The organism is Acinetobacter sp. NigerLNRRAM0016 (genome assembly GCF_054112845.1).
This window is the reverse complement of sequence record NZ_JBSYVT010000062.1, coordinates 1-11914: the sequence shown is the minus strand read 5'-3', so window position 1 is coordinate 11914 and position 11914 is coordinate 1. Positions and strand designations below refer to the sequence as shown.

Here is an 11914-nt window from a genome sequence, read left to right as displayed (position 1 = left end):
GCTGGCTGTCCATTTTCTTTTTTATCACTTGGCGCATTAATAAATCTTTGTGCGATAAATGACATTTGAGCTAAATATGTTTGAGCCGCGACTGCAACAGGAACATGATGATAAAAAGCAGATTTTTGAATCGCATTAGCAACTATTTTTGGAAACGCATAAATTGGATATTCTTCAATTTTTTCAATCAATTGATCTTTAGATAATTCAGATAAAAGAATATTACTCATTTTAATATTCCTCTCTTTCAGATTTTTTTAACTCAAGCCAATTCTGTAGCTCTTTAACATCAAAATATGCATGAGCTTGACGTTCTTTTGAAAATTTAATTGGTCGAGGAAATGATGGATCTTTCTGTTGTAACTTTGTCAGACCATCTCGTGTAAGACTCAATAATTCACAGACTTCTTTTTTCGTCTTTAGCATTTCAATTCTCATGTAAATAGTAGATACATACATTTTTATAAAGAATCAAAAAAAGAGTAATACTTTTAAACCCGTAAAAAAAACAAGCCTAGAACATCTTGACATAGAGTGTTCTGTGTGATCTTGACTAGGTTGGGGAGTTGTTATCGATCTTGTATCTAACAATTTCCAGCGCTATAATATTATGATTTTGATCACGTATATATTTTTTTCATATTCTGTGATTGTAAAATGTGAATTTCCTTTTTTTATTACTTTTTTTATTTCACTTTGATCTAATTGATTGTTATATATTATTGAGACTAATTCGGAAATAATATCGTAGGAAAGAATATGACTGTTCAGAGAACTAAACATATTATATATGTCTCTAATAAATTTATTTATCTTTAATCTTCTCTCATTTTCAACCAACTCTTTATTTTTAATGTTGGATTGTTTGATATTTTCAAGATACTGATCAAAAACATAATCGAAGTCTGATAGTTTTTTTAGAGCTGAATTGTTTAAAAATAAATTTTCACAAATTTTTCTTTGTGTTTCACTCTTAACAATCATTGCTCTTACTGATACATATAAATTTGCTGTCATTAGCTCAATTTCATTTTTATACCATGATTTAAAATCATGTAAATCTTGTGTTTCATTAATAAATTTTCTGTAATTCTCATATGTTTCTTTGGTTTTATTATTTAGATATTTTTCTTTATTTTTAATATTGGATATATAATAGTCTGTCGATTTATCATATGCTGTTATGATGATTATAAGGCTAATTATTCCTAAGTTATTATCCTTTAAGTATTTAAAAACCTTATTACTATTTAATAAATTTTTTAGTTTTATTAAATTATCATTGTTTTTTAATAAATTTATAGAATAGTAAAAATCAAAAGCAGAAAATAATATTTCTTCGTTTTTAAAATAATTATCAAAGAAAAAATCATCTGCTTGTTTTGACAACTTAAGTTCATACTCTTCAGGACTTATACATTTTTCAAAATTAACTTGATCTAATTTAAATAATTTTGCAATTTCTTCACTATTCATAATAAACCTATCAATTAATAAATTTTGAGGAGTTATTTAAATTAATTATAAAAGTTAAACACTTTTATAATTTAAATAGGCTTTGTTGCATAAATATGTAAGCATCTGATTTAAATAATTTTAATTTTGGATTAAAAAATAATCAAAACTTTTAAAATCATATAGTTATGAAATCTTTGTGCAACAAAGCCATTTAAATAATAAAAATGGTAATTACTGATATAAAGAAGGGGATGGCAGTACTCGCCATAAACCTTATTGTTTTCACATTAAAATTAACTGATTGTTTTTGTGAATATTTTTTATATTTCAATGCAAAGTACAGACTTGATATAAAACAAGCGATTAGAAAGCTTATCATCATGGCCATTCGGTAATAGTCAATGGATAGGTCTGTTCCTACTGTAAATTTCTGAAATTGGTAATAGTTACTTCCTGTCAGAAATGTACAACATAGCAAACCCAAACCTATTGAACGATATTCTGTATTTTTATCCTGATCTCTGTATAAAACCTTGGTAATCATCATACTTAAAGTAAGAAAAAGTGGGATCAAAATAACTGTGAAACTAACAAGTAAATTTATAAATAACCAAGATTTAATATCTAGATCATTTCTTAATTGATAAATATTCAAAAATGGGAAAAAGACCACTGGAAAGATGTACACATAGGACAGCTTGAAAGAATCCATATTTTTAATCATGAGTGATCACGGTTCCTGCTATATAGTCTAATTTCACTGCTTACTTTCTGGAAATAAAGTCACATTTGAATGTGTATTATTTAATTAAAACCAGTATAAAACTTCTCAATCAACTGACGTGTCTTGACCAGCAAATTGCTAAACACGTTCTCCCGCTCAAACAGCTTAACCTTATAGTTTGGTAAGTCCTTCAACTCTTCTTTACGTGGTAGGCGTTTGGTGAACTCATAATGCTCCAGAACCTGCTTCATGGCTTCTGGTTTCAGGTTTTCTTCTTTACAAAGATGCTGATAGGCCTGTTCTTTTTCAGCATCCCAGAATTCAGAAAAAGCCGTTTGGACGCTCTGCCCATTGATCATCTTAGGCATGTTTTCTTCAATGAATTTTTGAATCAGGTCTTGCTTATCGTGCAAACTAATATCGCTACTGATTAAATCGTAAATTTGCGCTTGGTACTTCTTACGCTTGTCCTCTAAGTCTGTATCAACAACAAGCTGTAGCAGGTTGATGATATAACCAACATTAATGCGATCACTATGCAGTAAATCCAGTTGAAAATCGACATCATCAAGTACAGATACTTTTTCTTTCTTGGTCGTCTTTCTAACGGCACGACATAGGTCAGCATACTTAGAGGCGAAGTTTGCAAAGTGCTGCTTATCTAGTTGTGTTTGGTCTTGATCGTACTCAATAAAGGTTTGTAATTGCGCGTTGTAACGCATCACTTCACGGAAGGCCTTAATAAATTCCAGTTGCTGTTCTTCTGTAACAAGATCATCGACGGATTGGTAATTGGGCGTTAAGGCAAACAATTTGCTCACCGCTGCTTGGTAATCCTGTTCGATTTCCGCATAGCTGGGAACAAGTACAATCTTGGTCGTTTCTTTATTGGAAAATAGCGCCAGTGCTTCATCTGTGGCGCGTTTCAGGTTGCGGAAACAGATGATATTGCCAAATGGTTTTTTATCATTGTAGACACGATTGGTACGTGAGAATGCTTGAATCAAGCCATGATATTTTAGGTTTTTATCGACATACAAGGTATTTAACGGCTTAGAGTCAAAGCCCGTGAGGAACATATTGACCACGATTAGAATATCAATCTGTCTGTTTTTTACGCGCTGTGCAATGTCGCGGTAGTACGAATAAAATTGATCACCAGAATTGTAGTTGGTTTTAAACTGTCGATTGTAATTCGCAATGTAGCGATCTAGCTTATCCCGACTGGATGAATTGACCTGAGTTGGAATATCTGCGGCTTCTTCATGAATTAAGCCATTTAAGTCATCAGTCGGTACAGCCTCATTTGCAGCATAGGAAAAGATGGTGGCAATGGTCAACGGTTTAAATATCCGACCTTGTGCTTCATCTTCAATTTGCTTTTCAGCCTGCACCTTTTCAAAGAGGTCGTAATATTGGGTCAGTGTTTCGACCGAACTGACACAGAACATCGCGGTAAATTCACGATTACGGGTTTTGGTATCGTGGATATTGACAATGTAGCGGGCAATCATTTCTAAGCGTTGCGGGTTGTCATACAGTTCTTTGGTATCGATGCCTTCTACATCTTCCTCATAACTTTCATTAGTCGCCATGCCTTTGGCAGTGTATTTGCCCCGATAATCAATCTGGAACTGCAAAACGTTACGGTCACGGATGGCATCGACAATCACGTATTTATGCAAACACTCATCAAACAGGTAATCTGTGGTGAGTTTTAAACCTGCTTTGCTTTGGCTGTTCTTTTCAAAAATAGGCGTACCGGTAAAACCAAACATTTGTGCATTGCTGAAGAATTTTTTGATGTTCTGATGGGTCTCACCGAATTGACTGCGATGACATTCATCAAAGATAAACACCACTTTTTTATTTTTAAGATAATCAATCGATTCTAAATAACGGTCGGTGCTGATGGCTCGATTGAGCTTTTGGATGGTGGTCACAATCAGTTTGTCATGACGTTGATCGAGCTGTTTCACCAAGGTCGATGTGTTATCGGTGCTGTCGACGCTGTCGGCTTTAAAAGCATTAAATTCGCGTGAGGTTTGCGTATCGAGGTCGTTACGATCGACCACAAACAGGACTTTTTCCACATCAGGCATTTGCATGATGATTTGACTGGCTTTAAATGAAGTCAGGGTTTTGCCTGAACCTGTAGTGTGCCAGATATAGCCGTTCTGATCGGAGTTTTGCACATGCTGCACGATTTTCTGTACTGCATAAATCTGATAGGGACGCAGCACCATCAGGCTTTTGGTGGTTTCTAGCAGCACCATGTACTGGGTCAGCATTTGGGTCAAATGCTGCTGATTTAAAAAGGCATCAGCAAAATCAACAATTTCATTGATGTGTTTGTTATGGACATCCGCCCAGGGAAAGGCAAACTCGATGCCTGTGGTGCCGTTGGAGTAATAACGGGTATTGGCACCATTACTAATCACAAACAACTGGATAAAGCCAAATAGCCCTTGCCCAGCCCAATACGCTTCACGAATATAGCGTTGCGTTTGATTAAAGGCTTCGGCGATTTCCATGCCGCGTTTTTTTAGTTCGATCTGTACCAAAGGCAAACCATTGACCAGTAAGGTCACATCAAAACGGCTGGTACGGCCATTATAGTCGCGGTGATCGATGGTGATTTGATTGGTGACTTGATAAATATTCTTGCTAGGATCATCAGACAGGAAAAAAAGGTGTTTACTGGTTCCATCATCAAATTTGACTGGGAACAGATCACGCAGATTTTTGGCGCGCTCAAATACTGTGCCCGTATTTAAAAAACTGATGACCTGTTTCCATTCCGTTTCTGACAGAGGCGCAAGTCCATTGGCGCGTTCGACTTGGGTTTTGAGATTAGACAGTAGTTGGCTTTCGTCCTTGAGCATCACTGAGGCGTAACCCAATTGCTTGAGCTGGCTAATCAGTTCATTTTCAAGTTGATATTCGCTTTGTACTGTCATTTCCTTCCCCTCTGAAATCTTAAATTATTCACTTCAATGTTTGTTTAATTAAACTCAAGATATATTCTAAATTTTCTGTATCTGAGACGATCACCTCACAATCACCATTGCCCCAATGTCCAATATTGGTCACATCTTTCGCGAGCTGTTTCGGGTCATCCAGTTGATTAAAAGGCATATTCAGCCATATACGAATTTGCTTTGTCCCAATACTCATATAGACATAGTTACGCTTACCCTTACGGAAGGCTATGTACATTTTCTTGGGATGAACCTCTAAATCGGTGGTTAAGCCCAGAATTGAGTCCCTGAATTGCTCATATAGCTCTTTGATGTCATCGGACTTATCCGCCAAGTGATAGGCTTCATCATATTGCTGGATTTCTTTAGCAATTTTTTGAATATCTTCAGAGTCAACCTTTTGCACTTGCTTGATTGAAGGGGCTGATTTGGCTTTCTGCAATGGATTGACTGAAACAATTCCACCTTGATAGCGTTTGATTTCCCACAGCTCAATGCCCAAATCTTTAAAATTAGTAGACTGCTTTTGAAAGTCGGTAAAGCTCGGTGAAACAAAGATGATTCGACTTTGTGACCAGTCGACATCCTGACGTTTAAGCTGTTGGTGGTGTTTACTCTGGTTCTCGTTGTACTCAACGATGAAATCTGCCTTGTAGTCGAGCATCAGATTCAGATAAGAAACGCCTTGGTCGATCACGCTATAATTACGTTCACGCTTGTATTCGATAATTACAAACGCCTGACTTTCGGGATCGAAAGCCAGTGTATCTATACGATTATTCTTGATCGTGAACTCGGACTTGATGAATTCCAGACCTGTAAAACTGTAAAGATTGCTTTCAAACAGGCTTTGAATTTCTCTTTCCAAACGAAAAGGATCTTCGGTGAGTTCTAGTAATGTCTGTGCTTGGGTTTGATAAAGCTGCATTAAAAATCTCGAATTATTTATTCTTCAAATGTTTGTCTAAGCGGATTCCTCAAAGAAACGCTATATAAAAGTTTTAATCTCTCAATTGTCATTGGAAGACCATTTTCGGTTTTATGGAGCATGGCGTGACAATTTGGACAGACTGGTCTTAGATCTTCTTTAGGATCTACTTGATACTCTTCGTCAATCGTGTGCAAAGGCTTAAGATGATGTACGTGTATGAAATCTTTAGCAAATGAGCCATACATATGTTCAAAGCTTAAACCACAGACATAACAACGTGTTCCATGAATTTCTATACATTTAGCCCTTGCTTCAGGGTTACGCTCATATTTATTCACTAAAACCGTTTGCTTAGCTCCTTCTGGAAAGGTTTCATTTTCTAAACCTGCTTCATCGGGATAGTCGGTATTCACACTATCAGTTTTAAACTCATTAAAAATGTGAGTTAAAAAAATGCGGATTGGATCATTTGAAGCTTTATCTCGATCTGTGCGACGGCCTTGAATAGGAGCATCAGGAATTAAGTTTTCCTGTCTGAAATATTCAAAAGACAAAGTGGATTTATCCACTTTGTTTAACTTTTCAAAAATAGAGTATCCACCTAGATAACTTTCAATTTTCTTTTTATCCGACCAAAATACTTTCTGTGCTTCTGGGTATTCTGAGTTTTCCGCAGGCCCCAGAACTTTGAATTGATACATCACCTTTGAGATGGGTTGGGTCACATAAACATGAACAATATCATTGATTTGTAACCCTTTACCTTCACTAGTGGCTGAATTCTTCCAATAAATCTGCGGCAAAGCATCATAAGCTGCTTCTAAATCAAACTCAGCATAATTCACGGTTACTAGCCAATTTGCCATAACTTTCCCCCTACACAAACATCTGCTGCAACAAGCCTTTTTTCCAAGTTTTAGCCTGTTCAATTTGCTGTGCCACGACTTCAATTTTTTGATCAATGGCAGATAAGAAATTGGCGATTTTAGTTTGTTCCTCTAAGCAAGGTAATTTAATTTCCATTTTTGAAATCATATCCATACGAACAGAATCTACAGAATTTTTTGCCGATAATCTCTTCACTCGATCATAAAAATAATTAGAAAAATAAATATATAGATACCTACCTACAAGCCTTTCAGAAAACTCGTATAGACAATATACACGTTGATGAAAATCAAATTTACCATTGATGTAATGATAGTTTTTCCCAACGCCAACACCATCACCAGAAGTCAAAATTGCTTCACAATCCATACTGTATGAATTAATTTTTTCAACAGTTTGAGATCGCACAAAAAATGGATACAACCCATCATCTACTTTATTTTGTGTGTCTTTGTTTCCAGTAGTAATTTTGCACTCATTACCAATATATGAATTTACCCACTCCCCAAACTCACAACCATCATCCGCTTTAAAACGAATCTGCTGGCTAAACAACTTTTGCATCATGCCTTGTTTATATTGGCTCAGCAGTTCATGTTTTTGCGTGAGTTGGCTAATCTTTTCATCCACGTTCGATAGAAAAGAGGCGATTTTGGTTTGTTCGGGCTTGGAGGGTAAATCTAAGTTTAATAAACTTAAAGACTCTTGGTTAATATTTGTATTCGCACTGGTTGTACTTAAAGCTAAAACATTTTTTCTAAAAAAATCAGTAGAAAAACAATATTTTTTATAATGTAAATCAATATCCTTAGATGGTCTATAACGAATTAAAAAGCCGCTATAAACGGTATTATCTAAATCTTCTAGAACTACCGCAGTTTCAGCAACGCCCTCGGGCTTTACCGATGACCGTATAAACAAAACATCACCTTGCTTTAAAGAGTAGGCTTCAATTTCTTTTGAGTTTGCATTAACTAAATCAAAAGTATTCTGACAAATACTATTCTTGCCAAAAACATCCATTAAATTGATAAAAGGTACGCCATGACCGAAATCCTCTTTATCTTTATTAATTCCATTCTTGAAAGTACCCATTTGGGAAAGTTTCATCCTTTCCCAATCCCCATCAAACTCTTTAAATCTTAACTTAGGTACAGCCATTACTTCACCTCCGCAAATGGTGAAACAATGCCTAGCTCTTTGCAAAAATCCGCAATGATGGCATCGGTTTTTTGGCTGTCGTGTTCCAAAGCTTTAAGCTGTTTTGCAATCGCATCTAAATCAATCTCGGCTTCCGCTTCAAAGGTATCCACATAACGTGGAATATTCAGGTTGTAATCGTTATCTTTGACATCTTGCAAGGTCGCGACATGCGCATATTTTTCAATATTTTCACGCTTTTCAAATGCCGCAACAATCTTATCTAAATGCTCAGGCAATAACTTGTTTTGATTCTTCTGCTTTTCAAAATCATTGCTGGCATCAATAAACAGAATATTGCCGCTCTGCTGACGGTTTTTCTTCAACACCAAAATACAGGTCGGAATAGACGTGCCATAGAAAATATTGGCGGGTAGTCCGATAATCGCATCCACCACATTCAACTGTTCAATCAAATACTGACGAATCACGCCCTCACTCGAACCACGGAACAATACGCCATGCGGTAACACCACCGCCATCGTGCCATTGTCATCCAGTTGATACAGCATGTGCTGTACAAAAGCCATATCGGCTTTAGAACCTGGCGCCAGTTTGCCATAAGCGGCAAAACGTTCATCTTGTAAAAATAACGGATCGGCAGACCAGTTGGCAGAAAATGGCGGATTCGCCACCACCGCATCAAACTTTTTATCTAAATGCTGCGGACGGGTTAAAGTATTTTCCTGCTTGATGTCGAACTTGGCAAAATGCACATCATGCAGAATCATGTTCATGCGTGCCAAGTTGTAAGTGGTACGGTTCATCTCCTGACCGTAAATCATATCGACATCTTTGACTTCACGTTTTACCCGTAGTAACAAAGAACCTGAACCGCAAGTCGGGTCATAGACTGAACGTAAACGGTCTTTGCCTTGGGTGACAATCTTTGCCAGTAGAGTCGATACCGTTTGTGGGGTATAGAATTCTCCTGCTTTTTTGCCCGCGCCTGAGGCAAATTCACCAATCAGGTATTCGTAAGCATCCCCCAGTACATCGGCTTCGGTATTACTAATATCAAAATCAATATCATCTAAATGACTGAGGACTTTCGCCACCAGTGCATTACGGTCACTGGCATTATTGCCGAGCTTGGTCGAGTTTAGATCCAAATCTTCAAACAGGTTGGCAAAGTCATCGGCAGAGTCAGTGCCTAAAGTGCTTTGTTCAATCGATTTTAAGGTTGCAGTTAAATCATCCAAAATGAATTCGCCCTGACGACCACGCTCGGCTAAGGTATGGAATAGCTGTTTTGGTGTGAGCGCATAACCCACTTCGGCAATGGCATTCTTTTTAATTTCTTCGATGTACGGCACATGCTCAGCATTGTTTTCATCTAACTCTAAAAAGCTGACGTCTTCACCATCGAGCAATTCATTGGCAAAGTTCACCGATTTTTCTGATAAATATTTAAAGAAAATAAAACCCAGAATGTAATCACGGAATTCATCGGCGCCCATGGTGCCGCGCAAAGTATTGGCAATATTCCAAAGTTGTTTTTGTAGTTGTTGCAGTTGTACGTGGGTCATTGTTATGCATGTCCGATGAAATGAATAAAACATGACTAGTGTACCGAAAATTAAAGTTTTTTCAGCAAAATTGGAAATAGAAAGTCAAAATTTGTCGCACTAAATTCATATCAATAATATTGATATATAAGGTTTTATTCGGATTTTAAAAGATTAACAGGTTCAAGTATCATAATTTAAATTAAGTCTTATATCAAAATTACAGATGGTTAGAAAAATATTTATAAGCAAAATAAATAACAAGGCGGTTTGTTAAAGTTGGTCATATTCAGCATCAATATACGCATTAATTAATGTCCAATCTTCAGTTTTTGAAATTTCACGTGGAAGCTCTGTTTCAAAGGATTCATAAAAATATCTACGCATACAATACTCAGTATAAGAATCCGCATAGGTTTCATACCGCGCGATGATTGTTAAGTCCATCATCGGCATTTGTGCCTGATCCCATCGTTGTCTTTTCCGACTGAAAAAGAATAGTTTCCCGAAGGTATATAAACGTCCCGCCTGCTGTCGATTGCCTCTGAATACTGCATATACTTTAAAATAATTCTGCCATGCAAGAAGATCATTGAGCGCCTTAGTCTGATCTTTTTGGGAAATCACTCGATTGAGAATTTGGGTTAATTCTTTTTTTAGTTTTTCTATTTCAGTTTTCTTAAATCGCCACGTCCATGAGAAATTCTTGTTACTTTTACGGTAAAACTTAGTCTGATGTTCAGCATACTTTTTATGGCTTAACCGTACTAATTCAGCCTCACATTTCCCAAAATCTAAGCATAGATAAGGTTTATTCAATATGAAATTAAATTGTTCATTGTCTTTATAGTATTGACGGATAAAAGTTAATTCTTGCCCGACTGTAATTTTGTCCCAGATGACAGGTTCAAGTTCAGCAATTTTATCTTTTGATGTATATGCTGAACTAGTTGTTGAAGTCACTTTGCCTATGGTTTCTTTGCTGTGACGATGGCTATTAGGGGTTTTGATCAACAAGATAAATAACCACTCATCTTTATAAAGAATGTCTTGAACAATGAGATCAGCAACAGGTAATCCTTGTTTTAGTCGATATGTTCTTTGCCGACTGGTTAAATTTAATAAGTATCTTTCGGTTAATTTATGAATAATCTTTTCAATATCAATTTTACCTAACTCAGTTTGCACTATAAATTTGCAATAAAAATATGACCCTCTTGTGACCTTATCTTGAATTTTTTGTGCGGTGTATTTTGTGTGGGGGCTGTAATCAATCATTTTATGTCATCCAACTATGCACTTTTGATGTCAATCAACAATCCACTTCAATCCAAATTTCTTCATTCATTTTTGAATTGTTCATCAACAATAATTTTCTCTACATTTCCCATTTTGCTGAGCGCGTCAGCAATCAGCATTGATCAAATTGCGCTAGCACTGTCACCTCACGTTGTAAGGTGACAATAAAGTAGTTCCTAGTGCGCATTACGAAACTTGATCAGCAAATCTTATACTTGTTTAAATATTATATCAATATTATTGATATAATAAATTGACTATGATAATATGACTGCATATCAATCGAATTGTGGATTGACCATCCATTCCAACTTTCTTTTTTGAAGTTGTTTGAATGGCTGACCACCATTCAAAAACTTTGATACATATTGCCCTGAGTATAAGACTAACCATCTTCATACTGCCGATGTAGCGGACTGCTGGGGAAACCTCGCTCGGTACGTTGCAACGGGGGCTAGAGGATTGCAATATCCTTTTTCTATCCGTTCATTCACTTTTTAAGAGTTCCAAGCAAATAAAAAGTGGTTGGGCGACAAGGAAACGGGAGCCTATAAGCGATTTATCGTGAAATGGTCATTTGGTTAGTAATAGCCAAGTTAGGTGTGAAATTATGAAAATAGTGGAACATTGAAACCCTGTTCAAAGTGATACAGTCAGGAGCAGCATAGGATGTGCGATAGTCTCCGTTAATAGCTGAATGTGTATGCTTGATCGAACAAGTTTTTTTACTTGGAAAAGTATGCTCATTTCCAATCACGATGGCTGCTGAGAGTGCCGTAAGGTACTAGGGCTTTGAGGCTAACGCTGGAAAAGCTGGCACCATTTTGCGCAAGCTGAATGGGTCGCTGGATAGCTTAAACGTGTAACGGCATTAATCGATAGATGCTGATTGGAGTGTAAGAGTTTTACCCTTTATAAAGTTATG

8 protein-coding genes and 1 pseudogene are annotated in these 11914 nt (G+C 36.5%); all 9 read right to left on the bottom strand.

The features are described 5' to 3' along the window. A pseudogene (locus tag ACWQ4X_RS18895) lies at positions 1-230 on the bottom strand (DUF3987 domain-containing protein); the annotation flags it as partial. A gap of 1 nt (position 231) precedes the next feature. Next, positions 232-426 carry a helix-turn-helix transcriptional regulator gene (locus ACWQ4X_RS18890; protein ID WP_026444378.1) on the bottom strand — a complete coding sequence of 65 codons (195 nt, stop codon included), beginning with the start codon at positions 424-426 and terminating at the stop codon, positions 232-234. Between the two features lie 174 nt (positions 427-600). Further along, a complete protein-coding gene (locus ACWQ4X_RS18885; protein WP_457904600.1) occupies positions 601-1476 on the bottom strand; it encodes a hypothetical protein in 876 nt (291 codons plus the stop codon). Between the two features lie 786 nt (positions 1477-2262). Continuing rightward, positions 2263-5142 carry a type I restriction endonuclease subunit R gene (locus ACWQ4X_RS18880; protein ID WP_457904599.1) on the bottom strand — a complete coding sequence of 960 codons (2880 nt, stop codon included), beginning with the start codon at positions 5140-5142 and terminating at the stop codon, positions 2263-2265. A gap of 28 nt (positions 5143-5170) precedes the next feature. Then, complete coding sequence (locus tag ACWQ4X_RS18875; RefSeq protein WP_457904598.1) at positions 5171-6091, bottom strand: DUF5655 domain-containing protein; 921 nt, start codon at positions 6089-6091, stop codon at positions 5171-5173. A 17-nt stretch (positions 6092-6108) separates the two neighbouring features. Beyond that, positions 6109-6960 carry an HNH endonuclease gene (locus ACWQ4X_RS18870; protein ID WP_457904597.1) on the bottom strand — a complete coding sequence of 284 codons (852 nt, stop codon included), beginning with the start codon at positions 6958-6960 and terminating at the stop codon, positions 6109-6111. 10 nt (positions 6961-6970) lie between these two features. Next, positions 6971-8143 carry a restriction endonuclease subunit S gene (locus ACWQ4X_RS18865; protein ID WP_457904596.1) on the bottom strand — a complete coding sequence of 391 codons (1173 nt, stop codon included), beginning with the start codon at positions 8141-8143 and terminating at the stop codon, positions 6971-6973. After that, a complete protein-coding gene (locus tag ACWQ4X_RS18860) occupies positions 8143-9711 on the bottom strand; it encodes a type I restriction-modification system subunit M (RefSeq protein ID WP_457904595.1) in 1569 nt (522 codons plus the stop codon). The genes ACWQ4X_RS18865 and ACWQ4X_RS18860 overlap by 1 nt, the downstream gene beginning before the upstream one ends. A 252-nt stretch (positions 9712-9963) precedes the next feature. Beyond that, the gene (locus ACWQ4X_RS18855; protein ID WP_457904594.1) at positions 9964-10968 is read right to left on the bottom strand and encodes a hypothetical protein; all 1005 of its coding nucleotides are present in this window, start codon (positions 10966-10968) and stop codon (positions 9964-9966) included. Between the last annotated feature and the right edge of the window lie 946 nt (positions 10969-11914).

What these genes read in the sequence shown, in the direction of transcription:
- ACWQ4X_RS18890 (WP_026444378.1), bottom strand. Translation starts at nt 426, where the DNA reads ATGCTAAAGACGAAAAAAGAAGTCTGTGAATTATTGAGTCTTACACGA.
- ACWQ4X_RS18870 (WP_457904597.1), bottom strand. Translation starts at nt 6,960, where the DNA reads ATGGCAAATTGGCTAGTAACCGTGAATTATGCTGAGTTTGATTTAGAA.
- ACWQ4X_RS18855 (WP_457904594.1), bottom strand. Translation starts at nt 10,968, where the DNA reads ATGATTGATTACAGCCCCCACACAAAATACACCGCACAAAAAATTCAA.
- ACWQ4X_RS18885 (WP_457904600.1), bottom strand. Translation starts at nt 1,476, where the DNA reads ATGAATAGTGAAGAAATTGCAAAATTATTTAAATTAGATCAAGTTAAT.
- ACWQ4X_RS18860 (WP_457904595.1), bottom strand. Translation starts at nt 9,711, where the DNA reads ATGACCCACGTACAACTGCAACAACTACAAAAACAACTTTGGAATATT.
- ACWQ4X_RS18880 (WP_457904599.1), bottom strand. Translation starts at nt 5,142, where the DNA reads ATGACAGTACAAAGCGAATATCAACTTGAAAATGAACTGATTAGCCAG.
- ACWQ4X_RS18865 (WP_457904596.1), bottom strand. Translation starts at nt 8,143, where the DNA reads ATGGCTGTACCTAAGTTAAGATTTAAAGAGTTTGATGGGGATTGGGAA.
- ACWQ4X_RS18875 (WP_457904598.1), bottom strand. Translation starts at nt 6,091, where the DNA reads ATGCAGCTTTATCAAACCCAAGCACAGACATTACTAGAACTCACCGAA.